At 69.3% G+C, this 25,277-nt stretch carries 28 protein-coding genes and 1 other RNA gene; 15 read left to right on the top strand and 14 right to left on the bottom strand.

The window, feature by feature from the left end; translation table 11 throughout:
- Positions 1–4 precede the first annotated feature (4 nt).
- A complete protein-coding gene (dtd, locus tag BUR28_RS17745) occupies positions 5–442 on the bottom strand; it encodes a D-aminoacyl-tRNA deacylase (RefSeq protein WP_074221323.1) in 438 nt (145 codons plus the stop codon).
- Positions 439–1,362, bottom strand: coding sequence for a carbohydrate kinase family protein (locus tag BUR28_RS17750; RefSeq protein WP_074221324.1), 924 nt, complete (start codon positions 1,360–1,362; stop codon positions 439–441). Before BUR28_RS17750 ends, dtd begins: the two co-directional genes overlap by 4 nt.
- A gap of 159 nt (positions 1,363–1,521) precedes the next feature.
- Between BUR28_RS17750 and BUR28_RS17755 the strand changes: the two genes are divergently transcribed.
- A complete protein-coding gene (locus tag BUR28_RS17755) occupies positions 1,522–1,941 on the top strand; it encodes an Hsp20/alpha crystallin family protein (protein ID WP_074221325.1) in 420 nt (139 codons plus the stop codon).
- 55 nt (positions 1,942–1,996) lie between these two features.
- On the opposite strand, the gene BUR28_RS20720 is transcribed toward BUR28_RS17755, so the two are convergent.
- The 7 genes from BUR28_RS20720 to BUR28_RS17785 all read right to left on the bottom strand — a co-directional run bounded on the left by BUR28_RS20720 (position 1,997) and on the right by BUR28_RS17785 (position 8,712).
- Positions 1,997–2,119: a hypothetical protein gene (locus BUR28_RS20720; protein ID WP_256370893.1), complete on the bottom strand. Its 123-nt coding sequence runs from the start codon at positions 2,117–2,119 to the stop codon at positions 1,997–1,999.
- Between the two features lie 236 nt (positions 2,120–2,355).
- Positions 2,356–3,492 carry a TFIIB-type zinc finger domain-containing protein gene (locus tag BUR28_RS17760; RefSeq protein WP_074221326.1) on the bottom strand — a complete coding sequence of 379 codons (1,137 nt, stop codon included), beginning with the start codon at positions 3,490–3,492 and terminating at the stop codon, positions 2,356–2,358.
- Between the two features lie 25 nt (positions 3,493–3,517).
- Positions 3,518–4,630: an SPFH domain-containing protein gene (locus BUR28_RS17765; protein WP_074221327.1), complete on the bottom strand. Its 1,113-nt coding sequence runs from the start codon at positions 4,628–4,630 to the stop codon at positions 3,518–3,520.
- A 72-nt stretch (positions 4,631–4,702) separates the two neighbouring features.
- On the bottom strand, positions 4,703–5,647 hold the full coding sequence (locus BUR28_RS17770; RefSeq protein WP_074221328.1) for a DUF2927 domain-containing protein: 945 nt from the start codon (positions 5,645–5,647) through the stop codon (positions 4,703–4,705).
- A gap of 7 nt (positions 5,648–5,654) precedes the next feature.
- Positions 5,655–6,833 (bottom strand): toxic anion resistance protein, encoded by a 1,179-nt coding sequence (locus BUR28_RS17775; protein ID WP_074221329.1) that lies wholly within the window; start codon positions 6,831–6,833, stop codon positions 5,655–5,657.
- Between the two features lie 5 nt (positions 6,834–6,838).
- Entirely contained in the window at positions 6,839–7,750 is a 912-nt protein-coding gene (locus BUR28_RS17780) for a 5-bromo-4-chloroindolyl phosphate hydrolysis family protein (protein ID WP_074221330.1), read from the bottom strand.
- A gap of 152 nt (positions 7,751–7,902) precedes the next feature.
- Positions 7,903–8,712 (bottom strand): pseudouridine synthase, encoded by an 810-nt coding sequence (locus BUR28_RS17785; protein ID WP_074221331.1) that lies wholly within the window; start codon positions 8,710–8,712, stop codon positions 7,903–7,905.
- Positions 8,713–8,787: 75 nt separating this feature from the next.
- Between BUR28_RS17785 and BUR28_RS17790 the strand changes: the two genes are divergently transcribed.
- From BUR28_RS17790 to BUR28_RS20255, 4 genes are all read left to right on the top strand, one after another.
- Positions 8,788–9,264: a nucleoside deaminase gene (locus BUR28_RS17790; protein ID WP_074221332.1), complete on the top strand. Its 477-nt coding sequence runs from the start codon at positions 8,788–8,790 to the stop codon at positions 9,262–9,264.
- 386 nt (positions 9,265–9,650) lie between these two features.
- Positions 9,651–11,171: a hypothetical protein gene (locus tag BUR28_RS17795; protein ID WP_074221333.1), complete on the top strand. Its 1,521-nt coding sequence runs from the start codon at positions 9,651–9,653 to the stop codon at positions 11,169–11,171.
- Positions 11,171–12,916, top strand: a complete 1,746-nt coding sequence (locus BUR28_RS20250) for a hypothetical protein (protein WP_074221334.1) — start codon at positions 11,171–11,173, stop codon at positions 12,914–12,916. Before BUR28_RS17795 ends, BUR28_RS20250 begins: the two co-directional genes overlap by 1 nt.
- A complete protein-coding gene (locus BUR28_RS20255; protein ID WP_074221335.1) occupies positions 12,913–13,791 on the top strand; it encodes a transporter substrate-binding domain-containing protein in 879 nt (292 codons plus the stop codon). The genes BUR28_RS20250 and BUR28_RS20255 overlap by 4 nt, the downstream gene beginning before the upstream one ends.
- Before the next feature lie 96 nt (positions 13,792–13,887).
- Here the strand turns inward: BUR28_RS20255 and BUR28_RS17810 are convergent, their stop codons facing one another.
- Positions 13,888–14,580: a metal-dependent hydrolase gene (locus BUR28_RS17810; protein WP_074221336.1), complete on the bottom strand. Its 693-nt coding sequence runs from the start codon at positions 14,578–14,580 to the stop codon at positions 13,888–13,890.
- Positions 14,581–14,663: 83 nt separating this feature from the next.
- Here BUR28_RS17810 and BUR28_RS17815 point away from each other — a divergent pair, with 83 nt between their 5' ends.
- The 9 genes from BUR28_RS17815 to rpmG all read left to right on the top strand — a co-directional run bounded on the left by BUR28_RS17815 (position 14,664) and on the right by rpmG (position 20,970).
- Positions 14,664–15,335, top strand: coding sequence for a ceramidase domain-containing protein (locus BUR28_RS17815; RefSeq protein WP_074221337.1), 672 nt, complete (start codon positions 14,664–14,666; stop codon positions 15,333–15,335).
- Between the two features lie 38 nt (positions 15,336–15,373).
- Positions 15,374–15,661, top strand: a complete 288-nt coding sequence (gene gatC, locus BUR28_RS17820; protein ID WP_074221338.1) for an Asp-tRNA(Asn)/Glu-tRNA(Gln) amidotransferase subunit GatC — start codon at positions 15,374–15,376, stop codon at positions 15,659–15,661.
- Positions 15,662–15,666: 5 nt separating this feature from the next.
- On the top strand, positions 15,667–17,148 hold the full coding sequence (gene gatA, locus BUR28_RS17825; RefSeq protein WP_074221339.1) for an Asp-tRNA(Asn)/Glu-tRNA(Gln) amidotransferase subunit GatA: 1,482 nt from the start codon (positions 15,667–15,669) through the stop codon (positions 17,146–17,148).
- 37 nt (positions 17,149–17,185) lie between these two features.
- Positions 17,186–17,839, top strand: a complete 654-nt coding sequence (locus tag BUR28_RS17830; protein WP_074221340.1) for a hypothetical protein — start codon at positions 17,186–17,188, stop codon at positions 17,837–17,839.
- Positions 17,840–17,844: 5 nt separating this feature from the next.
- Positions 17,845–18,534, top strand: a complete 690-nt coding sequence (locus BUR28_RS17835) for an N-acetylmuramoyl-L-alanine amidase (protein ID WP_074221341.1) — start codon at positions 17,845–17,847, stop codon at positions 18,532–18,534.
- 11 nt (positions 18,535–18,545) lie between these two features.
- An RNA gene (gene rnpB, locus BUR28_RS17840) (RNase P RNA component class A) lies at positions 18,546–18,916 on the top strand.
- Between the two features lie 94 nt (positions 18,917–19,010).
- Positions 19,011–19,718: a DUF533 domain-containing protein gene (locus tag BUR28_RS17845; RefSeq protein ID WP_074221723.1), complete on the top strand. Its 708-nt coding sequence runs from the start codon at positions 19,011–19,013 to the stop codon at positions 19,716–19,718.
- A 257-nt stretch (positions 19,719–19,975) separates the two neighbouring features.
- Positions 19,976–20,692 carry a DUF533 domain-containing protein gene (locus BUR28_RS17850; RefSeq protein WP_074221342.1) on the top strand — a complete coding sequence of 239 codons (717 nt, stop codon included), beginning with the start codon at positions 19,976–19,978 and terminating at the stop codon, positions 20,690–20,692.
- 110 nt (positions 20,693–20,802) lie between these two features.
- Complete coding sequence (gene rpmG, locus BUR28_RS17855) at positions 20,803–20,970, top strand: 50S ribosomal protein L33 (protein ID WP_045995705.1); 168 nt, start codon at positions 20,803–20,805, stop codon at positions 20,968–20,970.
- Here rpmG and BUR28_RS17860 read toward each other — a convergent pair.
- The 3 genes from BUR28_RS17860 to BUR28_RS17870 form a co-directional block, all read right to left on the bottom strand.
- Positions 20,946–21,641 carry a YbhB/YbcL family Raf kinase inhibitor-like protein gene (locus tag BUR28_RS17860; RefSeq protein WP_254813772.1) on the bottom strand — a complete coding sequence of 232 codons (696 nt, stop codon included), beginning with the start codon at positions 21,639–21,641 and terminating at the stop codon, positions 20,946–20,948. The two genes, rpmG and BUR28_RS17860, sit on opposite strands and share 25 nt — an antisense overlap.
- A gap of 231 nt (positions 21,642–21,872) precedes the next feature.
- Positions 21,873–22,658 carry a Bax inhibitor-1/YccA family protein gene (locus tag BUR28_RS17865; RefSeq protein WP_074221344.1) on the bottom strand — a complete coding sequence of 262 codons (786 nt, stop codon included), beginning with the start codon at positions 22,656–22,658 and terminating at the stop codon, positions 21,873–21,875.
- Positions 22,659–22,805: 147 nt separating this feature from the next.
- Complete coding sequence (locus BUR28_RS17870; protein ID WP_074221345.1) at positions 22,806–23,024, bottom strand: DUF1127 domain-containing protein; 219 nt, start codon at positions 23,022–23,024, stop codon at positions 22,806–22,808.
- A 123-nt stretch (positions 23,025–23,147) separates the two neighbouring features.
- On the opposite strand from BUR28_RS17870, the gene BUR28_RS17875 reads away from it, so the two are divergent.
- Positions 23,148–24,002: a LysR family transcriptional regulator gene (locus BUR28_RS17875; protein WP_074221346.1), complete on the top strand. Its 855-nt coding sequence runs from the start codon at positions 23,148–23,150 to the stop codon at positions 24,000–24,002.
- A 31-nt stretch (positions 24,003–24,033) separates the two neighbouring features.
- Here BUR28_RS17875 and BUR28_RS17880 read toward each other — a convergent pair whose 3' ends face one another.
- On the bottom strand, positions 24,034–25,011 hold the full coding sequence (locus BUR28_RS17880; protein ID WP_074221347.1) for an NADPH:quinone oxidoreductase family protein: 978 nt from the start codon (positions 25,009–25,011) through the stop codon (positions 24,034–24,036).
- Positions 25,012–25,277: the final 266 nt, after the last annotated feature.

A 25,277-nucleotide genomic window follows, 5' to 3' on the forward strand; every position in this document is an offset into this window, starting at 1 on the left:
GCGGCTAGGCCTCGATCCAGATGGTCACTGGCCCGTCATTGGTCAGCGCGACCTTCATGTCGGCCCCGAACCGCCCTGTCGCGACCTCGACCCCTTGGGCGGCGAGCGCCGCGGCGAACCGCTCGTAAAGCCTTTCGCCCTCGGCCGGGGGCGCCGCGGCCGAGAATCCGGGGCGGTTGCCGCGCGAGGTGTCGGCGGCCAGCGTGAACTGGCTGACCACCAGCGCCGCGCAGCCCGTGTCGAGCAACGCAAGATTCATCTTGCCGGCCTCGTCCGGAAAGATGCGCATCCGGGCGATCCGGGCGGCAAGCTTCTCGGCCTGCGCGTCGGTATCGCCCGCCATTGCGCAAACGAGGATCATCAGCCCCGGTCCGATCTCGCCGACGGTCTCGCCCTCGGTTCGTACTGCGGCCTCGGTGACTCTCTGGATCAGTGCCCTCATGCCAGATCCTTTTCCCGGGGTGGGTTGGCGCCGGCGCGGCTGACCGTGATCGCCGCGGCGCGGGTGGCGAAGCCCAGCGCCTCGGTCAGGTCGTCTCCGGTCAGCGCTTCAAGCCGCCCTTTCGACAGAGCGCCCATCCGGTGCAGCGCGGCGAGGATGCCGCCGTTGAAGGTGTCGCCCGCGCCGACCGTGTCGACCACGCGGACCGGGCGGGCGGCCACCCGGGCCTCGGCCGCCGCGCCGAAGGCTTGCGCCCCGGCGGCACCGCGGGTCAGCAGCACCAGCCGTGGCCCCCGGTCGAGCAGGGCGCGGGCCTGCGCCTCGGGCGCGCCCGGCCCCTCGACCCAGCGCAGGTCCTCTTCGGAGAGCTTGACGATATCGGCCGCCGCGATCATCCGTGCCAGTCGCGCGCGATAGGCGGTTTCGTCGGCGGCGAAGCCGCGCCGGATGTTCGGGTCGATCATGGTCGGCGCAGATCCCGCCGCCCGCAGCATCAGCGCCTCGTAGGCGCTGCCGCACGGCTCGACCGCGAGCGAGATGCCGCCGCAGAACAGCGCCGCGACCGTGTCGGGCAGGGGGGGCAGGTCGGCCTCGGTCAGCATCCGCCCCGCCGTGTTCTCGTCGTAGAAGGCATAGTCCGCCTGCCCGTCGCAAAGGTGGACGAAAGCGAGCGTCGTAGGGCGGGCGGAGCGTGCGCACAGGCGGGTATCGACAGTCGCCTCGGCCAGGCCCGCCGCGAGCCGTTCTCCGAACAGGTCCGTCGAAAGACCCGAGAAAAAGCCCGTGGGCGCTCCGAGCCTGCCCAGCGCGACGGCGGTGTTGAACACCGCGCCGCCCGGGTGCGGAACGAAGGCCTCCGCGCCTGCCCCGGTGCGGCCGGGCAGCATGTCGATCAGGGCCTCTCCTGCGCAGAGGATCATGTTGTCGGCCTCTTCCCTCCGGGTCACGCAGGCTTACCCCTGCCGGGCACCGGCTGCAAACCCCGTCGGCGCGGGCGTGCCTTGACGGGCGTCAACGACGCGCGGGGCGAACCGCGCCAGACTGACGGGCGTTGCCAAACGCAGCAAGGAGAGTCGATCATGGTCGAGAAATCGCACAGCACCGGCTTCTGGCCGTCGCTCTACGATCCGCTCCGCGGGCTCGGGACGCGGGTCGCGGACTGGTTCGCCCCGGCCTCGGAGGCGTCGCACGACGATGGCGGCTACAGCATCCGGATGGAGTTGCCGGGCGTGGAGGAAAAGGACATCGAGGTATCGCTCGACGACGGGGTGGTGACCGTTTCGGGCGAGAAACAGTCCTCGCGCGAGGAAAAGGGCGAGACCTGGTATTTCAGCGAGCGCGAATACGGGTCGTTCTCGCGCAGCTTCCGGCTTCCGCCGGACGCGGATGGCGAGGCGGTGAAGGCATCGCTGAAGGATGGCGTGCTGACGATCAGCGCGGGCAGGAAGGCACCGTCGGAGGCGAAAGGGGGCAGTTCGATCCCGATCGAGAAGGGCTGAAACACCGCGCGACGCAGGCGGGCCGCAGGGCGGTGCCCCGCGGCCCGGAGCCGGGTCAGGCGTGTTTTTCGCGGAAGCTGAGTTCGCGCAGCAGGGCCTTGGCGGCCAGGCTCATCCCGGCATCCTGCAGATCGTCGATCCGGCGTTTCAGTTCGTCGTCGCTCATCGTCGGGCGCATTCGCTACTCCTTCGTTCCGTTTCGGATCGGATGCCGGAACGCGGCCCGGCGGTGCCGGAACAACCGTTCAGGCGAAAGGCGCGGGGGTCCCTGACATCGAAGCCGGGGCGGCGCGACAGGCGCGACAGCAAGCCCCGGGACCGGGATTGTGCGCCTTGGGCGGCGGTTCCCGATCAACGGAGTGATATATCGCAATTCCGGGGCGCGGATTCAACCCCCGCGCCGCGCCGCGCGCTCTACCGGATCTCGATCACCGCGCCCTGGCCCTGTTGCCCGGTCGCCACGAGATAGCCCACCGCTCCGGCGAGGAGCAGTCCGACGATCACCGCCAGCGCGATCTTCCAGGCCGACCAAGGGCGTTCGCCCTGCACCCGCCCTGTGCGCCCGTTGACGACGAAGCGGTAGGTCCGGCCCCGATACTTGTAGGCGGCCAGCCAGACCGGCAGCAGCACGTGCTTGAAGGTCACGTCCGAGACCTGCGTCTCGAGCGCGCCGATCTGCTGGCGGTCGCCGCCGATGTCGAATTTCACGTCGCGGCGGATCACCCGGTCCATATAGGCGCGCGCCTCGCGAAAGCCGTCCTCCAGCCCCACGGTGTAGCCCTCGGCGCGGAACCCGGCGAGATATTCCGGCCGGTAGGGGTCCAGTTCCGAGAGGTCCCAGGGCTGCAGCCCGTCGGTGAAGCGTTTGGGCAGACTGGCCGAGGCCAGTACCAGGATGTCGTCGAAGAACCGCGCCACGCGGCCGGACACCGGCGTCCAGCGTACCTTCTGCACCTTAACCCGTTGGCGCTTGCCGTTCCGCACCACCGTATGCGTTTCGTAGTAGACCGTGCCGCGGGCCCCGCTGTAGCGCGAGCGGGTGTCGGCGTCGAAGGTCCAGTAGGGCACGTAGATGCCGTCCATCTTGCGGCCCTTGCGGGCATAGTCGCGCAGGCGCGAGGGGGCGAACCACAGCCGGCCCAGCCAGTCGGTCATCGCCTTGTGGGCGTCGCGTTCCTCGAGCGCGAAGGGCAGAACGCCTTTCGGCTTGATGCGGCGCCGGGTGCCCGTGTCGGTGACGACAGGGGTGGCGCAGAACGGGCACGCCCCGGCATGGGAATCGCTGCCCATCTCGAACTCCGCCCCGCAATTGGGGCATTTCAGCTGCCGGGCCTCCTCCATCTCCGCGTTCGGCAAGGCCGTCGCAAGCCCGGCCCGGAAATCGAGTTCGTAGATGCCGCCCGACCACGGCCCCTCGTCGCCGATCGTTTGCGCATTCCCGCAATGGTCGCAGGCAAGCCGCCCCGCGCCGGGGGCAAAGCGCAGGTCCGCCCCGCATTGGCCGCAGGGAAATCGGTGTTCCGGGGGCAGGGGCGCGACGCGTTCGGACATGCGGATCCGCCTCCGGCGGCGGGGCTCAGGCGCCGGCGGGCGGGGGCGGCGGGGCCACGGTGAAAAGCTGGGCCAGTTCGCGCACGTCCTCGGCGCGCATCCAGCCGTCCTGGCCGGCGGTCCAGACCCAGCTTTGCCGCTTTAGCGCGCCCTCGCTCGCCATCCGTCCGAGATCGGCCTTGGAATAGGGGCCGCGGGTCTCGCCCTTTTCGGCGATGTGCCAGACATGCTCGACCGGGGGCGGCGGCGGGGTTGGCTGGGCCTGCGCAGCGACGGGCCCCCAGGGCCCCGGCTGCGCCATCTGCGTGCCCATCGCCATGCCCATCCCGGCGCCAAGCCCCGCGGCCATGCCGCCGCCCGCAGGGTTCGCGGCGGCCTCGGTCATCGCCTCTGCCGCGGAATAGCGGGTATACTCGCCCAGATCGCCCGCCAGCCCCATCGAGGTGCGCTTGTCGAGCGCCTTTTCTACCGCCGGCGGCAGCGAGATGTTCTCGATGTAGAATTCCGGCATCGTCAGGCCGTAGGCGGCGAGCGGCTTGGACACCTCCGCCGCGATCAGGCGGCCCAGATCGGCGGTGTTGGCGGCCATGTCGAGCACAGGAATCCCCGATTGCGCGATCGCGCGCGAAAACTCCTGCACGATGATGTTGCGGATCTGGAAGCTGATCTCATCCATCGTGAACTCGCCGTCGGTCCCGACGATCTCGACCAGGAACTTCGCGGGATCGGTGACGCGGATCGAGTAGGTGCCGAAGGCGCGCAGCCGGGTCGGGCCGAATTCCGGGTCGCGCAGCATGATCGGGTTCTTGGTGCCCCATTTCAGGTCGGTGAAGCGGGTGGTGTTGACGAAGTAGATTTCCGACTTGAAGGGCGATTTGAAGCCGTGATCCCAGTGCTGGAGCGTGGTCAGCACGGGCATGTTGTTGGTCTCCAGCATGTAGAGACCGGGGGTGAAGACGTCGGCCAGTTGCCCTTCGTGGACGAAGACCGCGGCCTGGCCCTCGCGCACCGTCAGCTTGGCGCCGTACTTGATCTCGTGGCCCTCGCGCTCGAAGCGCCAGACCATCGTGTCGCGGGTATCGTTGGTCCAGTGGATGACGTCGATGAACTCGCCGGACAGGAAGTCGAAGATGCCCATGGCTCTGGTCCTCTCAGGGAAACTCGGTGAGATTATAGTCGGCTTTGGCGGGCGCGGGAACGAAAAGGCCCGTCAGCTTTCACCTCCCACCAGTCCGGCGGCGATGCTCTCGACCAGGGGGCGGGCCTGGCGCGGGGTCATGCCGGGGCGCAGGCGTCGGTCGTAGAGGATCGTCAGCAGCAACTCGTCATGGCGCGTCAGCAGCGCGAACTCCTCGTCGTCGTTGAAGATCGACGGGCGTGCGGCCGGGCTGTCATTGGCCAGCCCCATGCCCTGGGCCAGTTCCTCGTGGATGCAGGATTGGCGCAGCCGCGGGGGATGCTCGGCCCGGATCACGGCGACCGCGCGGGAATAGGTGCTGGTATCGCCCCGCGAAAACGCCAGGACCAGGCAGAAGGTCGAGCGCGGGATCGTCTCGATCGTGCGGATCGCGGTCCCGTCGATGCCGGGAACCAGCGTGCGCAGCCGCGGGCCGATGGCGCGGCGCTCGTCCTCGTCGACGATGAAGACATGGAAATTGGCCTGCTCCGGCGGAGACATGCGGATCGGCAACCCGGTCAGCCCGGCCAACCGCCGGGAATAGGCCGAAATCTCGGCCCGGTCCTCCTCGCGCTGCTCAGGCGAGACGCTTTCGCCGAACACGATTCCCAGCCGGATCGGCTGCTCCCAGCGCCTGAGCCGGCTCTCTGTCTCGCGCGCCAGAAGCTGGCCCGCCCGCGAGACGTATTCGTCGTAAAGCGCGATGCGGACGAAGTTCTCCACCAATGTCCGCCGCGAAAACGGCACGTCCGGCCCGCCCGAATCCGTCCGCAGCAGCCCGCGCGCCACAAGATCGGCCTCGACGCGTGCGAAGTGCCGGGCGATCGCGCGGCTCTCCTCCGACGGCCCGGGCGCGGGGGCCGTGGCCTCCGGGCGCGGCGCGGGCCGGAGCGACGTCTGTTGCGGCGCGATCTGGCACGCGCTCAGTGCCCCGAGAAGCGGCGCTATCGTCAGGAAGGCACGGAGGCGGGGTCTCACGGTGCGTTCAGACCCCCGGCACGGCGCCCGCGCCGTCCGCGCGGGACTTGGCGGAGGCCAGCGTGTCGCGCAGGTCCGCCTCCATCTTCTTGAGGTCTTCCTCGGCCTTGGCGCGCCGGGCCTTGCCTTCGTCGGCGATCTGCAGGCTTTCCTCGATCGTGGCGATGAGTTCGGCATTGGCCTGTTTCACGGCATCGATGTCGAACACGCCCCGCTCCATCTCCTCGCGGACCACCTTGTTCGCCTCGCGCAGGTTCTTGGCATTCGCCGTCAGAAGGTCGTTGGTCAGGTCCGACGCCTCGCGCACCGCCTCGGCTGCCTCCTTCGAACGCTGGATGGTGACCGCCTGCGCCAGTTGGGTCTCCCAAAGCGGCACGGTGTTCACGAGCGTGGAGTTGATCTTGGTGACCAGCGACTTGTCGTTCTCCTGCACCAGCCGGATCGAGGGCAGCGACTGCATCGTGACCTGGCGGGTCAGCTTGAGATCGTGCACACGGCGTTCCAGGTCGTCACGCGCCGCGCGCAGGTCGCGCAGCTCCTGCGCCTTGATGACCTGGTCCGCCTCCGGCGCCTCCTTGACCGCGGCGTCCATCGCCGGGATTTCCGTGTCGTCCAGCTCCCGCAGCTTGGCCTCGCCGGCGGCGATGTAGAGCGCGAGTTCGTCGTAGAACGACAGGGTCTTCTCGTAGAGCTTGTCGAGCGACTTGATGTCCTTGAGAAGCGTATGTTCGTGGGTCAGCAGGGTGTCTGTGATCCTGTCGATCTGGCCCTGTACGTCCTCGAACTTTGCGACGAAATTGGCGAAGGGCGCGGCGCGGCCCAGCAGCCTTTCCCACCAGCTGCGCTCGCGCCGCACGTCGAGTTCCGACACCGAGAAGCCCCGGATGGTGGTCACGATGTCGCGCAAGCCGTCGCCGGCGGGGCCCACATCCTTGTTGCGCACGTCCGAGAGCATCGCCTGGCTGATTTCTTGCAGTTCGGCCTGGGCCGACGAGCCGAAGGAGATGATCGAGTTGGTGTCGGACATGTCGATCTCGTCCATGCGGGTGCGGATGCCGAGCGCGACATTGGCGTCGGCCGCCTCCAGCGGGACGACATCCTGCGCCGGTTCGGGCAGGATGACGGAGGTCAGGTGTTCCACGTCTTTCAGCGTGGCCTCGGCCTTCTGACGAATGAGTTCGGACATAATGATCAGTCTCCCAAATTCTGCGCGGCCGGATCCGGGCGCACGCCTTCACGCTGCAACCGGTCGCGCAACACTTCAATCTCCACGTCGAGATCGGCGCGGTCATCGAGCATGAGCGCGCGGGTTCTCGCCGAAAAGTTCTCTTCCAGGTCTTTCAGCAGGGCGTCGTAATCCGCCCGCGCCTTGGGGTCCCGGGTGCGGGCGTAGAGGTCGGCGAACTTCACCGTCGCGTCGCGCGCGCCCATCAGGTAGACGACCAGGTATTTTCGCGCCGCGGTCAGGTCGCGGGGGTCCTCCTCGACGGTACGGAACATCTCGCGCACCGTGGCCTGGAACCGGTCCACCCGCGCTTCCAGCGGGCGGTCGCCGGCCCGCCTTATCGCCTCGGACATCGTCTTGAGGTGCTTCTCGGCCTCGTCCACCACGCGCGCGACGCGGTCCTGCTGAAAGCTGTCGATGCCCTCCATGCCCTTGTCCTTCAGAGGGTCGAGCCCGAAGGCGAAGCTGTGCAGCACGATGCCCAGCACGGCGTAGATCGCCGGCCCCAGGAACCCGTAGCCGCTGCCCAGCGCGGCCACGAAGAGCCCTGCGCCCGTCAGCCCCGAACCCATGATCTTGCGCGGGATCGCGGGGCGTCGGGCGACCTTGCGCGCGGCCCAGGCGTCCTCGGCCTTGAGCCCCTCACGAGTCATCCAGGCGGCTAGGATCAGCAAGCCGAAGGCGATCAGTTCAAGCGCCATTTCCGCCGGCCCGCCCGCGAAGGCGCGGATCGCCAGCGGCATCGGCACGAAGAACATGATGTTCGACCGGCTTGCCGCGCGGCGCGGCCGGCGCCCGTGAAACGGATGCCGTGGCGGTGCCGCGCTCTCGTCGGCCCGCGGGGCAGGGCTGAATTTCCCGCCATAGCGCTGCGCCATCACCCGCCCCCCGTCGCCGCGACGTAGAAGACGAGGAACATGAGCAGCATGAACGCCAGTTTTTGCAGCCCGCTTTCGGACATCCGCCCCCCTGCAGTCGCTCTCTGACTATACATGGGATGCGACAGCGCGGTGAAAAGCAAGCGTAATGGTTAATCCGTGCGGCGGCGCGGGGAGGGCTGCCTACGCGGTACGCGTGTCTTGCGCGGGCCGGCGCCGGGGCGGTCGTCCTTGTCGAGTCCCAGTTGGTCGCGCACCACGCGCGGGCGCACCTCCTCGACCTCGCCCGGTTTCAGCTCGCCCAGCCGGAAGGGGCCGTAGCCCACGCGGATCAGCCGGTTCACGCTCAGCCCGACCGCCTCCATCGCGCGGCGGATTTCGCGGTTCTTGCCCTCGCGAAGGCCCATGGTCAGCCAGGCGTTGGCCCCCTGCTGGCGGTCGAGCGTCACCTCCATCGGTTGGAACCGCTCGCCCTCGATGGTGATCCCGGCGCGCAGCGGGGCGAGCGTCTCGTCCTTGGGCGCGCCCTTGACCCGGACGCGGTATTTACGCAGCCAGCCGGTCGAAGGCAATTCCAGACGCCGCTTGATCCCGCCATCGTTGGTCAGCAGCAGGAGCCCCTCGGAATTGAGGTCCAGCCGGCCGATGGTCATCACCCGCGGCATGCCCTCGGGCATCTTGTCGAAGACCGTCTCGCGGCCCTTCTCGTCCCGGGCCGTGGTCACCAGCCCCGCGGGCTTGTGATACAGCCACAGCCGCACCGGGTCGCGCACGGGCAGCGGGGTGCCATCCACCTCGATCCGGTCACGCCCGGTCACGTTCAGCGCCGGGCTGTCGATCCGGCGCCCGTTGACCGCCACGCGGCCGGCCGCGATCATGCGTTCGGCCTCGCGGCGCGAGGCCAGCCCCGCCCGCGCAAGCACCTTGGCGATCCGCTCGCCCTCGTTCGACCTGTCGCTCATGGCTCCCGTCTACGCCGGATTCGCGCTGGCGAAAAGCGGGTTGCGCGGGCGGGCGCGGCGGGCGAAGTCTAGGCGATGAGCCCGTTCCGAAGCCATATGGAGGACGCCTTGCAAGAGGCCCGCGCCGCCGGACTCCGCGGCGAGGTGCCGGTGGGGGCCGTCGTGGTCGCGCCCGACGGAGAAGTGGTGGCGCGGGCCGGCAACCGCATGCGGGAATTGTGCGATCCGACGGCGCATGCCGAAATCCTCGCGATCCGGGCAGCGGCGGCGCAGATCGGTTCGCAACGGCTTGTCGGGCATGGTCTTTATGTGACTCTGGAGCCTTGTCCGATGTGTGCTTCGGCGATTTCGCAGGCGCGGATCGCGCGGCTGTATTACGGGGCGGCGGACCCGAAATCGGGCGGCGTGGCGCAGGGGGCGCGCGTCTTCGATCATCCGCAAAGCCACCATGTGCCCGAAATATATGACGGAATCGGCGCGGCAGAGGCCGAGCGGCTGCTCAAGTCGTTCTTCGCCGACCGCCGCGGGGCGGCGGAGATGTCGGGCGGTTAACGGGGCGTGCGGCTGGACGTGCGGTATCGGAATTCCATCGGAATTCCATCGGACTTTCATATGGCAAATCGTCGGACCGCGCGCCCGCCGCCCGCGGCAACAGCCCGCTCGCACATGCGCCATCGAGCGGGTGCGGCCGCCCGTCGGCGCGTGTCCTGCCAGCCCGCAGACCGCCCGGACCCGCGCCCGTCCGGCCGGGCCGCCCGACCGTCCGTCCGTCGCGTGGGCCCTGCAAGCCTTGCGGGAGTTTCCCTTTGAGGAACTCTCGTTTCGTGTTAACTTATTTTAAATTCAAAAGCCATCTCGGGTGCGCTTTGTCTTTTCTCCGCCGATTCCTCGTCGCTTCGACCGCGCTTTTCGCCGCGTCCGGCCTTCGTGCGGAGGAAATGGCCGATTGTTCGCGCCTCGTGCAGGCGGCGGCCAAGCTGCCGGTCGGCTCCGTGGCGGTCACCCTTGCCCCGACGCAGGCCTTCAGCATCGACTGCACGCTGGGGCTTTCGCGCGGCATCGTCCTGCCGCCGGGCGCGCAGCTTGGGGAGTTCTACGCCTTCGACCACCTGGGCGAGCGGTTCGCCCTGGTCGAAACCGAAGGGCGCAGCGTCTTCGCGGTCCGGCGGAACGACCTTTCGCGCGAACGGTCCTCGGCCCCCCTTGTCTTCGCGTGGGATACCGAGCGCCGCGCGTTGTGCCCGCCGGGCCAGCCCGACTGCGGCCATGTGGCGGACAAGCTGGTGTCGCTGTCCGCCGATCCGGGCCTGAACGGCCCGAGCCTGTGGCGCAGGACCGACCCTGCGGCGCAAGACGCGGTCTGCGGGCGCCTTGCCGCGGGCGGGACGGAAATCTGTCTCTCTCCGATCTCGTCGCCCTCGGCGGCGGCGGTGCGCGCGGTCACGTCCGGCAGCGCGGTCCGCATTCTGCCCGCCGGGTTTTCCGCGCCGCGCCCGTCGATCGGCTGGCGCAGCGTCGCCTTGCGCTCGCTCGCGGATGTGCACGCCACCATGTCCCGCATCGGCTTCGATGGCGGGCTGTTCAAGGCCAAGCAACCGCCCGTGATCAATGCGAAGGATTGCGGCATTTCCCATCGGATCGACGGCAGCAGGTTCGCGCGGATCGGCGAGTCGGTGGACAAGCTGGCCCGGGTCGACGCGCCGGCGACCGGCTGGCCCCCCGACGCCGCGCAGGACTGGGCCGAGATCCGGCGCCCTGACGAGCGCCCGCTGATGCAGCGCCTGGTGCAGACGGCCCATGAGGAGGAGCCGTTCGACGCGGGCCTGGCCCAGGCCCCCTACAGCCTTGCGTTCCACGACGAGGATGTCGGGATGAGCGGCGGGCCGGACCGGTCCCCGCCCGCCCCCCGGCCGGTCGCGCGCGACGGCTTGCCCGACGATGTCGAAAGCCCCGGGACCGAGATGCTGCATGTCTTCGGGGTTCTGGTCCTCGACCAGGTCTCGCCGGGGCGGGGCGGGGCGCTGGCGCCCACGGTGATGCGGGTTCTTTGCACGGAGGACAGCCTGCCTCTGCGTGCGGATGCGATGGTCATCGACCATCCCGGCTTTGCCGAGCCGGTGAGCATTTCGGCACGAAAGGTCGTGGACGCGTTCGAGGCGGAAATCGAGGGCTACGAATACCGCAGCGACTACTTTCGCAAGCAGGGCCTTTACGCCGGCTACAGCATGGACGTGAAGGACGAAGCCGAACTCTTCATGTGGCATGCGATCATCGCGGCCGTCTTCAACGACGATCCGGTGCTCAGGGACCGCTTCGCGGACCCGCGGCGGCGCGCCGAGGCGGCGCGGGGGCTGCGCGACAGCGTGATGGCGCTGGCCGTCGAGTTTTCGCTCGATGCGCCGGGCGCGTCGGGCCGCAGCCTGCCCGAGGTCGAAGCGCCGACATGGCGGGACGAGTGATGCGGCCGGGCCGCCTTGCCGCCGCGCTCGTGCTTGCGCTGGCCGGGTTTTCCCTTCCGAACGCGGCCTTCGCGGTGCAGGACACGTCGCTGACCTGCGCGCAGATCGTGCGGGCGACGATCCGCGCCAACGAGGGCGCCGATCCCACGCAGGCGAGCGTTTACCGGCTGGGCGACCTCTGGCGGGGGGTCTTCGGGTCGTCGGACACGCCGGAAGACGACCCTATCCGCGATGAGCCGGACACCTTCTACGTCACCGCCACGAGCGGCAACGCGCTTTTCATCGATTGCACCTCGGGGTTGCAGCGGCTCGTCTACTTCCCGGTCGGGCAGGTGGTCGACTCGCAGTTCGCCTTCGTGCACGAGGGCGACGACTACGTGATGGGCCAGACCGAACACGGGCTGAACCTGATCTTCGACCGCGACTGGCTGGCCCGCATCGGGCCGCAGGACGTGTTTTTCGCGTGGACGGGCTTCGGGCGCATGCCGTTGTGCCACAGCGGAAAGATCAGCAGCGGCGAGTGCAACCCCTATCTGCGCCAGCGCGACAGCGAGCCGTTGATGGACGGGGCGACGGGCTATACCCACGCGACCTTCGACGAGCTTGCGCAATACGATGTCTCGGCGGAGCAGATCGAGTGGCTGCGCCGCCAGGCCGAGTTGAGCGCGGTGATGTATTTCAACCCGCTGATCTCGCAATCCCGGCGCGAGACGTTCCTGGAGCGCCGCTTCGGCGGCCATACCCCCGACACGAAGCGCTGGCGCGACGGCTTCTGCGACCCGCTGAACGCCGGCGCGCTCTACCAGAACGGCGCCCTGCCGACCGAGGCGCCGGTGCTGGAGGCGGTTTCGTTGACGATGTGTCAGCTCAACCTGGCCGCCGATCACCTGGAGCCGCGGCCCCTGCGGATCGTGACGCTGGAAGGGGCCCGGCAGATGCATTCGCCCTCGGTGTCGGTGGTGTTCCCGAACGCCTCGGACGTGAGCTTCTCGATACTGCTGGAGGCGCAGAGCCTTCCCGAGGACATCGTCTTCGGGCAAGACCTGCACACCAAGGAATGCCGCGAGCTTTACGAGGCCAAGCTTCAGCGGCATCTCGAGAACGTCAACAGCCTCGCGGTCAACATCGGCCCCGACGCCATCGCCTCGCTGAAATCCAAGCTGGAGGGGATCATCAAGAACAGCGCCATCGTGTCGGAGAACTACGAGGCCGACGAGATGTTCCACACCTCCGCCGTGCTGATCCTGCAGGACCGGTCGTCGGTGAGCTTCGACAAGGTGCGCGACATCCGCATGGTGGCGAATTGCGAGGACGAAACGCCGGTGAGCCTGCGCACGATCATCCTCGAGCATCCGCAGGTCGAACGGCAGCGGATCGAGTTGCCGGTCGAGGACCTGCTCGAGATCTACAGCGAGGTCGCGGAGGCCAGGGGCAGGGAGGGTGTGCCGGGTCTCGTCGAGAATTACGGCCAGCAGTCCGATTCCCAACGCGCCGAGGATGCGCAGATCGGCGTCTTCTGGCAGATCAAGGACCCCAACGAATACATGCTGTGGCGCGAGACCCTCGGCATATTCCTCGCCAACGAGAGGCGGGTCGCCTCGGTCTACTATGGCGAAGACTACGAGGACGAGCGGACCCAGATGCGCATGCTCGGCCACCTGACGCATCTGCTCATGGCAGCGATCTTCCGCAGCACCTACCAGGTCGAGAGCGGCGGGATCGACATCGAGTTGCCGCCGGAATGACCCCCCGCGCGCTCCTGCCGGGCGTGACCGGGGCGGTGGCGCTCGTCGTGTTCGGTCTCGGCGCGCGGGCGGCCGCCGCGCAGGACGTGCTGCGGGCCATCGAGCAGACCGGCATCGTGCGGCTGGCGGTGCGCCCCGACGTGGAGCCGTTTTCGCATCTCGACGAACGGTCGGGGCGCTACGAAGGATACTCGGTCGATCTGTGCCGCGCGGTCGTGCGCCATCTCGGGGCGGCGCTGGAGCGCGATCTTCGGGTCGAGCCGGTCGAGGTGACCGCGCTCAACCGCTTCGCGGCGTTGCGCGAGGGGCAGGCGGACCTTCTGTGCGAGGCGACCACCGTCACGGTCGAACGGCCGATCTCGGAGAATGTCGACTTCAGCATGATGACCTTTGTGACCGGGGGCACCTTCCTCTATCGCGAAGGCACGTTGGAGAAGGGCCAGGCGGGGACCGGGAAGATCGGTGCGGTGACCGGGACGACCGCCTCGGACGCGATGCGGGCGCAGAACGCGTCCGCGTCCGGGGGCGGGCCGGGGGAGCCGCAGGTCTACTTCCGCGATTACGACCAGGCGGCCGAGGCGCTGGCCGCCGGCCGCATCGATCTGCTCCTGGGGGACCGGCTGGTGCTGGAGCGGCTGTTGAAGGCGCAGGACGGGCTCGGCGAAGACGTGGCGCTGTCCGAACGCTTCCTCAGTTACGAGCCTTACGCGCTGGCGCTGCCGGCGGGCGCGCGCGAGCTGCGCTACCATGTGGATCGGACCCTGGCCGACCTCTACCGGAGCGGAGAGATCGGCAAGCTCGTGCTGCGCCATTTCAGTATCGCCGAGGTGCCGCGCGATCTGGCGACCATGTTCCGGCTCAACGCGCTTCCCTGAGCGGGCGCGGGATCGAGGCCGCGCTGGCGGGCACGTCGTGGCGCCGAGGCGCGCGGTCCGGACCGTCCGCGGCCTCGGGTCGGCGGCGATGCCGGGCTACACCTCGATCGGCACCAGCACCTCGGGCTCCACCACGTTCACCTCGGGCAGTTCGTTCTTCAGCACGTCGGCGGATTGTTCGAGCAGGGGGAAGGTCTTGTAGTGGCAGGGGATCACCGTCTTGAAGTTGAAGAAGGTCCGCGCCGCGTAGGCCGCGCGCTTCATGTCCATGGTGAAATGCCCGCCCGCGCAGAGGATGCCGATATCGGGGGCGTGGAGGTCGTTGAAGATCTCCATGTCGGCCATCACGTCGGTGTCGCCGGTGACGTAGATCGTGTGGCCCTCGCCCGCGATCATGAAGCCCGACTCGGTGCCGGTATAGACCGGCCCGTCCGGCCCGGCGACCGAGGCGGAGTGGACCGCGTTGACCAGGGTCACCGCGACCTCGCCCAGCTTGACCGTGCCGCCCTTGTTGAAGCCGATCACCTCGATCCCCTCCTTCTCTTCCCACCAGCTCATCAGGTCGAAGATGCCGACGCAGGGGATGCCGAGCTCGCGCGAGATCGCGACGGCGTCGGAGATGTGGTCGAAATGGCCGTGGGTGACCAGCACATGGGTCGCGCCCCCGATCGCCTCGGCGCGGCGGTCCTCGGGGAACATCGGGTTGCCGGTGAGCCAGGGGTCGACGAGCAGGATCTGGTCCGCAATCTCGAGGCGGAAGCCGGAATGCCCGAGCCAGGTGATTTTCATCGCGTTCTCCTTATCTTTACGGCCATGGGGGCCGGCCGTCGCCACAGTCGGCCTTGATCGTAACAGAGGAGCCGCCGCAGTCCATGGAGTGGATGCGCCAGATAGATGCGTATTGCGAACGCACCGACTTCACCTACTGGTCGGAGCCGGTGAACGCGGTGACCAACGCCGCCTTCCTGGTCGCCGCGCTGGTGATGTGGCGGCGCACCGAGGGGCTGCCGCTGGGCCGGGCGCTGTGTGTCGTGCTCGCGGCGATCGGGGTGGGGAGCTATCTGTTCCACACGCTGGCCACGGCCTGGGCGGCGATGGCGGATGTCCTGCCGATCCTGGGGTTCATCCTGCTTTACCTGTTCGCGGCGAACCGCGCCTATTGGGGGCTGGGGCCCTGGGCGGCGCTGGGGGCGACGGCGCTGTTCTTTCCCTATGCGGCGGTGGCCGGCTTGGCCTTCGGACAGTTGGCCTTTCTCGGCTCATCGGCGGGCTATGCGCCGGTGGCGCTGCTGATCCTGGCCTATGCGGCGCTGCTGGCCCGCCGCGCGCCCGCGACCGCGCGGGGCCTGGCCGTCGGCGGGGGGCTGCTGGTCGCCTCGCTGACCTTCCGCACGCTGGACGAACCGCTTTGCGCGGGGTTTCCCCTGGGCACGCATTTCATGTGGCACATCCTCAACGGCGCGATGCTGGGCTGGATGATCGAGGTCTACCGCCGGCATGTGCGGGGTGCCGGCGCCCTTGCAGCGGGCGCGGCGCGGGGCTAAAGGCGGGGGGACTTTCCAAGGCAGCGAGGGACGGCCCCATGTCCATCGACATCGACACCGCGCGCCGGGTGGCGCATCTGGCCCGGATCGCCGTGGCCGAGGACGACCTGCCCGGGTTGGCCGAGCAGCTTTCGGGCATCCTGACCTTCATGGAACAGCTGGGCGAGGTCGATGTCGAGGGCGTCGAGCCGATGACCTCGGTCACGCCGATGCGGCTGAAGCGGCGCGAGGACGTGGTGACCGACGGCGGCATGCCGGAGAAGATCCTGTCGAACGCGCCCGATGCGCGCGAGGGGTTCTTTGCCGTGCCCAAGGTGGTGGAGTGAGCGCGATGGGGGAGTTGACCACTCTGACGCTGGCCGGGGCGCGCGACGCGCTGCGCAAGGGCGAGACCAGCGCGCTGGCGCTGACCGAGGCGAGCCTCTCCGAGATCGAGGGGGCGGGGGCGCTGAACGCGTTCGTGCACATCACGCCCGAGATCGCGCTGGAGCAGGCCAAGGCCGCCGATGCCCGGATCGCCGCGGGCGACGCGCCGGCGATGTGCGGGCTGCCGCTGGGGATCAAGGATCTGTTCTGCACGCGCGGCGTGCCCAGCCAGGCCGCCTCGCACATCCTCGACGGGTTCCGCCCCGAATACGAATCCTCCGTTACGCAGAACCTGTGGGACGCGGGCGCGGTGATGCTCGGCAAGCTCAACATGGACGAATTCGCCATGGGCTCGTCGAACGAGACCAGCACCTATGGCGACGTGGTCAACCCCTGGAAGGTGGATGACCGCAAGCTGACGCCGGGCGGGTCCTCGGGCGGCTCGGCCAGTGCCGTGGCGGCCGATCTCTGCCTTGCGGCGACCGGCACCGATACCGGCGGGTCGATCCGGCAACCGGCGGCGTTCACCGGGATCGTGGGGCTCAAGCCCACCTATGGGCGGGTCTCGCGCTGGGGCATCGTCGCCTTCGCCTCGTCGCTGGATCAGGCCGGCCCGATGACCAAGACGGTGCAGGACTGCGCGATCATGCTGGGCGCGATGGCCGGGCACGATCCGAAGGATTCGACCAGCGCGGACCTGCCCGTCCCGGATTTCGAGGCGATGCTGACCGGCGACATTCGCGGCAAGAAGATCGGCATCCCGAAGGAATACCGCATGGAGGGGATGCCCGAGGAGATCGAGGCGCTGTGGTCCAGGGGCGCCGAGATGCTCAAGGACGCGGGCGCCGAGATCGTGGACATCTCGCTGCCGCACACGAAATACGCGCTGCCGGCCTATTACGTGATCGCGCCGGCCGAGGCGTCCTCGAACCTCGCGCGCTATGACGGGGTGCGTTACGGCCACCGGGCGAAACTCGCGCAGGGCGACGGCATCGTCGAGATGTACGAGAAGACCCGCGCCGAGGGCTTCGGCCCGGAAGTGCAGCGCCGGGTGATGATCGGCACCTATGTGCTGTCGGCGGGGTTCTACGACGCCTATTACAACCGCGCGCGCAAGGTGCGCACCCTGATCAAGCGCGACTTCGAGGCGGTCTTTGCCGAGGGGGTGGAGGCGATCCTGACACCGGCCACGCCGTCCGCCGCCTTCGGGCTGGGCGAGATGGCCGAGGCCGACCCGATCGCGATGTATCTCAACGACGTGTTCACGGTGACGGTGAACCTCGCCGGGCTGCCGGGCATCGCGGTGCCCGCGGGGGCCGACCGGCAGGGGCTGCCGCTGGGGCTGCAGCTGATCGGCCGGCCCTGGGAAGAGGGCGATCTGATGAACACCGCACAAGTCCTTGAGCGCGCCGCGGGCTTTGTTTCCAAGCCCGGGAAATGGTGGTAAACAAACCCGCCCGTGGATCGAGAGCAGGATGACCCCGATGCGAGTTGGCCTTCCGGTGCTGGCGCTTCTGGCGCTGGCGGCGTGCGCGCCCGAAATCCCCGATTCCGCTGCCGGCGTGGGGTTTGACGACTACGCCGAGTACACTGCCGGGCGCGAGGCGCAGCTGCGCGGCGAGGTCGCGGTTCTGTCGCCGCAGGACCTGGCGCAGGCCGACGAGGGCAGCGCGGTCGCGGCACAGACCATGGCCGCCCTCGGCCCCGCGGGCGAAGCCGCGCCGCAACCGTCTGCCCGGACCAACAATCCCGGGATTTCCGACGAGCAGGACTTTTCCGCCGTCACCGCGCGCGAGTCGATCCAGAGCGACCGCCAGCGCCTCGAGGCGCAGCGCCAGCAATACCGCGTGATCGAGCCCGAGCCGCTGCCGGGCCGCGCCGCGGCGGGCGGGCCGAACATCGTGCAATACGCGATCAACGCGCCCAACGCCGTCGGCCAGCCGGTCTACAGCCGTCCGGGCCGCGTGAGCCAGGACCGGTTCCTGCGCAACTGCGCGAAATACGCCTCGTCCGACCTCGCGCAAGAGGCGCTCCTCAAGGCCGGCGGGCCCCAGCGCGACAGGCTGGGCGTCGACCCCGACGGCGACGGCTTTGCCTGCTACTGGGACCCGACCCCGTTCCGGGCGGCGCTGCGCTAGCGCCGATGGGCGCGCTCTGGCGCCCCTCGCCCAATTGCGGGCCAAGGCGCGGCGGCGCGCGGCCCGACATGATCGTGCTGCACTACACCGCGATGGCCGATGCCGAGGCGGCGCTGGCGCGCCTGTGCGACCCCGGGGCCGAGGTGTCGGCGCATTACCTGGTCGCGCGGGACGGCCGGCTGTTTCACCTGGTGGACGAGGCGGCGCGGGCCTGGCATGCCGGGGCGGGCCGTTGGGGCGACGTGACCGACGTGAATTCGCGCTCGATCGGAATCGAGCTGGACAATCCCGGCGACCGGCCGTTTTCCGCGCCGCTGATGACGACGCTCGAGGCGCTGTTGCGGGAGGTGATGGCGCGCCGGGCGGTGCCGCCCGAGCGGGTGATCGGCCATTCCGACATGGCGCCGGGGCGGAAAGGCGACCCCGGCCGGCGCTTCGACTGGCGCCGCCTCGCGCGGCAGGGGCTGGCGGTCTGGCCCGCGCCGGGGCAGGGCGGCCGGCCCGATACCGGCGCCTTTCGCGCGGCGGCCGCGCGTTTCGGCTACGGGGCCGACTGGCCTGCCGAGACGGTGCTCGACGCCTTTCGCCTGCGGTTCCGGCCGCATGCGTCGGGGCCTCTGGAGGCGGCCGACATGGCCGCGGCCGAAGACCTCGCCCGGCGCTTCCCCGTTGACCGGGGCGGTGCGGGCGCCTAACTACGGAACGCGCGGATGGCCGGATGGCCGCGGGCGGCAGCGCCCGAGGAAAGTCCGGACTCCACGGAGCGACGGTGCCGGGTAACGCCCGGCGGGGGCAACCCCAGGGAAAGCGCCACAGAGAACAGACCGCCCCCGTCCGCGGGGGTAAGGGTGAAACGGTGGGGTAAGAGCCCACCGCGGCCCTGGCAACAGGGACGGCACGGCAAGCCCCACCGGGAGCAATGCCGAATAGGGACCCCGCGCGACGCGCTCGCAGGGCGGCTTCGGCCCAGGGGTCCGGGTTGGCAGCTCGAGCGCACCGGCAACGGTGCGCCCAGAGGAATGGTCATCCGGGGGCGCGAGCCCCCGACAGAATCCGGCTTACAGGCCATCCGCGCATCACGCCCCAAGCAAAACCGTCGTGAGAGAGCTCGATTCCCTGTAGGATGGCGCCCGCGCTTCACGCGCTCGATTTCAAATGCGGGAGGATTTCGATGAGTTTCGTTCGGACATTGGCGACGCTGGCGGCGGGTTTCGCCGCGGCCAAGGGTGTGGACCAGTACCGGAAAATGGGCGGCATGGCGGGCCTTCAGGAAAAGCTCAGGTCGAACGAGCAGCTCGGCCAGATGACCGCCCAGGTCGGCGAGATGATGGAGCGGATGGGCGTCAAGGACGGCCAGGCGAGGCTCGAGGAGACGCTGAAGCGCATGGGCGAGGGCAGCCGGAAGGCCGGCGAGACCGCGACGGCCGGGTTCGGCAGCCTGATGACCGCGATCAGCGGCGCGGCGGCCGCGGGCACCCATCAGGCCACGCAGATGCTCGACGCGATCACCGGCACTACGGCGGCGACCGCGACGACCGAGGAGAACGCCAAGCTGATGATCCGCGCGATGATCCAGGCGGCCAAGGCCGACGGCGAGATCGACGCCGAGGAGCGCGCGCGCATCTTCGACCATCTCGGCGACGTCTCCGACGCGGAGCGCGCCTTCGTCGAGGCGCAGATGGATGCCCCGGTCGATCCGGTCGGCCTGGCCGAGGACACCTCCGAGGCGATGCGGGCGCAGGTCTACGCCGCCGCGGCGACGACCGTGCGGCTGGACAACCCCGCCGAAACGGCCTTCCTGCAGAACCTCGCCACCGCGCTGGGCCTCGAGGCGGAGACGGTCGCGCGGATTCGCAGCGGGATGGGGCTGTCGCCCTGAGCCGGCCGGCCGCCGCGCCGCCTGGTCTTCTTCTTGGCGGAAATCCTCCGGGGGGTCCGGGGGGCAGCGCCCCCCCGGCGGGTCGCCCGGGCGTCGGCCCGGGCGAAACCCGGCGGCCCGGCGGGCGTCGCGGGCGCGGCGCCGACGGGGCGCACCGCGGCGCGACAACGGGGCCGTTGGGCGCGGCGCGCGGCCCCGCTACTCTGGCCCCGGCGACCTTGCCGGAAACGCGCGCCAACCAGCGGGGCGGAACGACGATGAGCTTTGTCAGAACGATGGCCACCCTCGCCGTGGGCTTTGCCGCGGCGCGGGGGCCGGAGAAATTCCAGCGGATGGGCGGCGGCGCCGGGCTGGCCGACTCGCTGCGCTCGGCGGCCTCGAAGGCCGGGATCGGCAGCCAGGTCGGCGCGCTGCTGGAGCGGATGCAGGTGCCCGGCGGCGCCTCGGCGCTGAGGGACAATCTCGACTGGCTGGGGGGGCGGGCCGCGGCCACCGGCGACAGCGCGCCGATGGGGCTTGCCGGGCTGATGGCGGCGCTGTCCGGCGCGTCCTGGGCGGGCTCGACCAACGCCCGCGACCTGGTCTCGGCGATGGGCGACGGGACGCCGCCCGGCGGCACGCTGGAACGCAATGCGCGCCTGGTGATCCGCGCGATGATCCAGGCCGCCAAGTCCGACGGCGAGATCGACCCCGGCGAACGGGCGCGGCTGATGGAGGTTCTGGGCGACCTCTCCCCGCAGGAACGCGATTTCGTCGCGGACGAGATCGCCCGGCCCGTGGATATCGAGGCGCTCGCCGCCGAGACCGGCAGCTACCAGCGGACCATGGTCTATGCCGCCTCGGTGGTGGCGATCGATGTCGGCAACCCCGCCGAGACCGCCTATCTCGACCGGCTGGCCACGGCGCTGCACATGGGCCGGGCCGCACGGCAGCGGATTCACAAGGCGATGCGGCTGAAACAGGTCCTGGGCTGAGGCGCTTCGCGCTTGACTCGGCGCCCCGGATCGCTAAAACGCGGGCTTCATGGAATTCAGCGGGGCGGCCCCCGACCGGGCCCACGCATCCCGCGCGACGGAGATGAGACATGGCGAAGCCGACGACCATCAAGATCCGCCTGAACTCGACCGCGGGGACCGGGCATTTCTACGTGACCAAGAAGAATGCCCGCACCATGACCGAGAAGATGGTGATCAAGAAATACGATCCCGTGGCCCGCAAGCACGTGGATTACAAGGAAGGCAAGATCAAGTAAGCCTGCCCTTCGAACGATTTGCGACAAAGGCCGTACCCGCCGGGTGCGGCCTTTCTCTTTGCGGCGGGCAGGCCGGCCAGGGCGCTGGCCGGGCGCCCGTAGGTCGCGGTCAGCGAGGCGCTGTCCAGCGCGCCGGTATGGGCGAAGAAGCCGACGCCCGCGCCCGAGGCGGTCTCGTCGACCGGCAGGCTTTCCTGCGGCATCGCCCAGATCGTGAAGACATAGCGGTGCGGGTCATCCCCCTCCGGCGGGCGGGTTCCGCCACAGGCGTTCTGCGAGTAGTCGTTGCGCGCCCGACCCGCCCCCTCGGGCAGGTCGGCCGCCGTGCCGACCCCCTGCGGCAGCGCGGTCGTGCCGGCGGGCAGGTTGAACAGCGACCAGGGCCAGAAGCCCGAGCCGGTCGGCGCGTCGGGGGCGTAGACGGTCAGGATGTCGCTGTTCGTCCCCTCGGGCGCCCCGGACCATTCCAGCGCCGGCGACAGGTTGGGGCCGGCGCAGCCGAACCCGTCGAAGACATGGGCCGCGGGAACGGGCGCCTCGGCCGACAGGTCGGGCGAGGTCAGCGTCATCTCGGCAGCTGCGGGAAGGGAGCTGAGCGCCAGGAAAAGGGCGGCACGGACCAGGGCCGCCAGCGGTTCGGGAGATGTGTAATCTCCGATCGTCGAACGCACGTGCCGGGGGCGCCGGTACGGCGCCAGCCTGCCGTGTCGAAACGACGATTCCATGTCCCTTTCGTCGACGTGCGGCGCTGCGCCGCCGATCGGCGCCGGCGATGCGCTGCCGCTTGCCGATCCGGCCGGCCGGCCCGCGTCCGGTGCCGGTTTTTCGGGCAGAGCGGCGGCGGGAAACGAAAAAGGGGCCGGCGTCGCCGCCGGCCCCCGAACCCGGATGGTCCCGTCAGATCACTCGCGGTTGCCGAGGAACTGCAGCAGGAACATGAACAGGTTGATGAAGTCGAGATAGAGCGCCAGCGCGCCCATGATCGCCGACTTGCCCAGCCATTCGCTGTCCGCCGCCTGCGCGTGCTGGATGTACTCGGTCTTGATCCGCTGGGTGTCGTAGGCGGTCAGGCCGGCGAAGATCAGCACGCCGAGCGCCGACACCGCGAACATCACCGCGGGCGATTGCAGGAAGATGTTCACGATCGAGGCGACGATCAGGCCGATCACCCCCATGATCAGGAACGAGCCCCAGCCCGAGATGTCCTTCTTGGTGGTGTAGCCCCAGAGCGAGAGACCGGCGAAGGCGATCGCGGTGATCAGGAAGGTCTGCACGATCGACATGCCGGTGAACACCAGGAAGATCGAACTGATGGACACGCCCATCACCGCGGCGAAGGCGTAGAACACCGTCTGTGCCGTGGCCGCCGACATGCGGTTGATGCCCGCGGAAAAGCCGAAGACGAAGATCAGCGGCGCGAACATGATCAGCCATTTCAGCGGCGAGGCGTAGATCGCCTGGCCGAAGCCGGTCAGATACGTGTCCGCGCCGATCTGCGCCACCGCGCCCGACGGGTCGCTGGTCACCGCCAGCCCGGAAATCGACCAGGCGGCCAGCGCCGTGATCAGCATGCCCACGGACATCGTGCCGTAGACCTTGTTCATGTGGGCGCGCAGGCCCTCGTCAATCTGCGCGGTGGTGCGCACACCAGCCGTTTGGCCCGCGCGGATCGTGTTGTAGTCAGCCATTGACTGTCTCCCTGAGATCACAACTGGCGGGCAAGCCAGACTATCCCGCCTCTGGCGGGAATATTGGCAGACATCGGGCGCTTTTCAAGGCGAACCGGGCCTTGGGCGCATCGAAACATTAACGTTTCTGTCAGGCTTGGCGCCGCGTCAGCCCAGCCAGCTCGGCGGCACGTCCCAGATCGGGCGCCGCGCCTCGGCGCGGGCTTGCTCGCGGGTGAGGCCGATGTCGCGCAGAAGCGCGTCGTCGAGTTCGGCCAGGCGGCGCCGCTGGCGCGCGGCGCCGAGCCCGAGCAGGAACCGGTGGAAAAGCCCCGAGAGGTCCACTCTGCGGGCGGTCTGGCGGGTGTAGGTGCCGATATGTGCCATGGTCTGCCTCTTGCGAATCCGTGATCGCCGACGCCCCGTGCATCAACGCTCTTGATATTTATGGAGGCTCGTGTTCCATTCTTCAAACGAATGATGGTTATGGATTGAATCAATCTCTGTGATATGCCGCGACACTTGGACCTGACCGCGTTGCGCTCCTTCGTCGCCGTGTCCGAGGCGGGGGGCGTCACCCGGGCGGCCGGCTTCCTGAACCTCACGCAATCGGCCGTCTCGATGCAGCTCAAACGGCTGGAGGAAGCGCTTGAGATGCAGCTTCTGGACCGGTCGGAACGGCGGGTGAAGCTGACCGCCGCGGGCGAGCAGCTCCTCGGCTATGCCCGCCGCATGCTGGCGCTGAACGACGAGGTCTATGCCCGGATGACGGCGCAGGAATTCGAGGGCGAGATCACCCTCGGCGTGCCCCACGACATCGTCTATCCTGCGATCCCGCAGGTGTTGAACCGGCTCAACGCCGAGTATCCGCGGGTGAAGGTGCAACTGCTGTCCTCCTACACGACGCGGCTGCGCGAGCTTTTCGCCCGCGGCGGCGTGGACATCATCCTGACCACCGAGGACCGGGCCGGCGAGGGCGGCGAGACGCTGACCGAACTGCCGCTGGTCTGGGTGGGCGCGATCGGCGGGCAGGCCTGGCGGCAGCGCCCCCTGCGGCTGGCCTACGAACATGCCTGCATCTTCCGCCAGGGCGTGCAGGGGGCGCTGGACGCGGCGGGCATCCCCTGGGAAATGGCGGTGGAGAGCGAGTCGATCCGCACGGTGGAGGCCAGCGTCAGCGCCGACCTTGCGGTGCACACGGTCGTCGAAGGGGCGTTGCCCCCCTATGTCGAGCGCATCCAGCATGGCGGCGCGCTGCCCGAACTCACCACGACCAAGATCAATCTCTACGTCTCGGAAATCGCGTCGGGCCCGGTGACCGAGGAGTTGGCGGCTCTGATCCGGCAGGCGTACCGCGCGCGATAGGATGGGCCGGGGAGCCGCGAGGCGGGCCGGGCTAGCCGGCGGTTGCGGCGCCCATTTCGATCACCACCTTGCCGGTCGCCTTGCGGGCGCGCAGCAATTCCAGCCCGTCGAGGGCCCGCTCCAGCGGCAGGACATGGCTGACATGCGGCGACAGGCCGCCCTCGGCATACCAGCCGAACAGGGTGGCGAGGCTGCCGGTCAGGACCTCGGGCCGGAAGGCGAGATAGCCGCCCCAGTAAAGCCCCATCACCGTAAGGTTCTTCACCAACAGGTGGTTGGCCTTGATCTGCGGCACGTCCCCGCTGGCGAAGCCGATGACGAGGATCCGCGCCTCGGGCCGGCAGGCGCGCATCGCCGCGGTGAACACGTCCCCGCCGACCGGGTCGTAGACGACATCCGCGCCGCCCAGCGCCTTGACCTCGGCGCGCAGGTCGGCGGTGTCGCTGTCGATCAGGTGGTCGGCCCCGGCGGCGCGGGCCACCGCAAGCCGCTCTGCCCCGCGCGCGACGGCGATCACCCGCGCGCCCATGCGCTTGCCGATCTCGACGGCGGTCAGACCCACGCCGCCCGCCGCGCCCAGCACCAGCAGCGTCTCGCCCGGCGCAAGCCCGGCCTTGTGGTCGAGCGCGACATGGGAGGTGCCGTAGGCCACCTGGAACGCCGCGGCATCGGCTAAGGGCATGGCATCGGGCAGGGGCACGCAGCGCTCCGCCGGAAAGACGCCCGTCTCGGCCAGCCCGCCCGAGCCCGCGAACACCGCCACCCGGCGCCCGCGCAGCGCGTCATCCACGCCCGGCCCGAGCGCCTCGACCGTGCCGGCCAGTTCCATGCCGAGCGTGACCGGCGGGTCGGGGCGTTCCTGGTAGCGGCCCTCGGCCATCAGCAGGTCGGCGAAGTTGAGCCCGCAGGCGGCGATCCGCACGCGCACCTCGCCGGGGCCGGGTTCCGGCAGGGCGGTCTCCACCAGTGTCGGGTCGGCGCCGAACTCGGCGATCTGAAGGGCGCGCATCGGCGGCGGACTCCTCGCGAGGGTGATTCCGTGCCGACGTTAGCCGGGCATGGGGGAGGAGGCCAGATGCGGTGAATTTCGCGTTCTGCAAACGATCGGGCGCCGCGCGCTTTGCGTTTTGCAAAGCGCCTCAGCGGGTCTTTGCTAACTGCAACCCTTGCGCGAGCGTGAGTCGGCCTATATTACCTCCGATTTGCACGTTTTCGGCCCGGCTGTGAAAATAAGTTTCTTTCCCTCGCAACGGTTTGATGGAAAAATGCGCGCAG

This window comes from Rhodovulum sp. ES.010 (assembly GCF_900142935.1).
Classification (GTDB): Bacteria; Pseudomonadota; Alphaproteobacteria; order Rhodobacterales; family Rhodobacteraceae; genus Rhodovulum.

Coding starts and splice junctions, on each gene's coding strand:
- dtd (WP_074221323.1), bottom strand. CDS start 442: ATGAGGGCACTGATCCAGAGAGTCACCGAGGCCGCAGTACGAACCGAG.
- BUR28_RS17750 (WP_074221324.1), bottom strand. CDS start 1,362: ATGATCCTCTGCGCAGGAGAGGCCCTGATCGACATGCTGCCCGGCCGC.
- BUR28_RS17755 (WP_074221325.1), top strand. CDS start 1,522: ATGGTCGAGAAATCGCACAGCACCGGCTTCTGGCCGTCGCTCTACGAT.
- BUR28_RS20720 (WP_256370893.1), bottom strand. CDS start 2,119: ATGCGCCCGACGATGAGCGACGACGAACTGAAACGCCGGATCGACGAT.
- BUR28_RS17760 (WP_074221326.1), bottom strand. CDS start 3,492: ATGTCCGAACGCGTCGCGCCCCTGCCCCCGGAACACCGATTTCCCTGC.
- BUR28_RS17765 (WP_074221327.1), bottom strand. CDS start 4,630: ATGGGCATCTTCGACTTCCTGTCCGGCGAGTTCATCGACGTCATCCAC.
- BUR28_RS17775 (WP_074221329.1), bottom strand. CDS start 6,833: ATGTCCGAACTCATTCGTCAGAAGGCCGAGGCCACGCTGAAAGACGTG.
- BUR28_RS17780 (WP_074221330.1), bottom strand. CDS start 7,750: ATGGCGCAGCGCTATGGCGGGAAATTCAGCCCTGCCCCGCGGGCCGAC.
- BUR28_RS17785 (WP_074221331.1), bottom strand. CDS start 8,712: ATGAGCGACAGGTCGAACGAGGGCGAGCGGATCGCCAAGGTGCTTGCG.
- BUR28_RS17790 (WP_074221332.1), top strand. CDS start 8,788: ATGAGCCCGTTCCGAAGCCATATGGAGGACGCCTTGCAAGAGGCCCGC.
- BUR28_RS17795 (WP_074221333.1), top strand. CDS start 9,651: ATGGCCGATTGTTCGCGCCTCGTGCAGGCGGCGGCCAAGCTGCCGGTC.
- BUR28_RS20250 (WP_074221334.1), top strand. CDS start 11,171: ATGCGGCCGGGCCGCCTTGCCGCCGCGCTCGTGCTTGCGCTGGCCGGG.
- BUR28_RS20255 (WP_074221335.1), top strand. CDS start 12,913: ATGACCCCCCGCGCGCTCCTGCCGGGCGTGACCGGGGCGGTGGCGCTC.
- BUR28_RS17810 (WP_074221336.1), bottom strand. CDS start 14,580: ATGAAAATCACCTGGCTCGGGCATTCCGGCTTCCGCCTCGAGATTGCG.
- BUR28_RS17815 (WP_074221337.1), top strand. CDS start 14,664: ATGGAGTGGATGCGCCAGATAGATGCGTATTGCGAACGCACCGACTTC.
- gatC (WP_074221338.1), top strand. CDS start 15,374: ATGTCCATCGACATCGACACCGCGCGCCGGGTGGCGCATCTGGCCCGG.
- gatA (WP_074221339.1), top strand. CDS start 15,667: ATGGGGGAGTTGACCACTCTGACGCTGGCCGGGGCGCGCGACGCGCTG.
- BUR28_RS17830 (WP_074221340.1), top strand. CDS start 17,186: ATGCGAGTTGGCCTTCCGGTGCTGGCGCTTCTGGCGCTGGCGGCGTGC.
- BUR28_RS17835 (WP_074221341.1), top strand. CDS start 17,845: ATGGGCGCGCTCTGGCGCCCCTCGCCCAATTGCGGGCCAAGGCGCGGC.
- BUR28_RS17845 (WP_074221723.1), top strand. CDS start 19,011: ATGAGTTTCGTTCGGACATTGGCGACGCTGGCGGCGGGTTTCGCCGCG.
- BUR28_RS17850 (WP_074221342.1), top strand. CDS start 19,976: ATGAGCTTTGTCAGAACGATGGCCACCCTCGCCGTGGGCTTTGCCGCG.
- rpmG (WP_045995705.1), top strand. CDS start 20,803: ATGGCGAAGCCGACGACCATCAAGATCCGCCTGAACTCGACCGCGGGG.
- BUR28_RS17865 (WP_074221344.1), bottom strand. CDS start 22,658: ATGGCTGACTACAACACGATCCGCGCGGGCCAAACGGCTGGTGTGCGC.
- BUR28_RS17870 (WP_074221345.1), bottom strand. CDS start 23,024: ATGGCACATATCGGCACCTACACCCGCCAGACCGCCCGCAGAGTGGAC.
- BUR28_RS17875 (WP_074221346.1), top strand. CDS start 23,148: ATGCCGCGACACTTGGACCTGACCGCGTTGCGCTCCTTCGTCGCCGTG.
- BUR28_RS17880 (WP_074221347.1), bottom strand. CDS start 25,011: ATGCGCGCCCTTCAGATCGCCGAGTTCGGCGCCGACCCGACACTGGTG.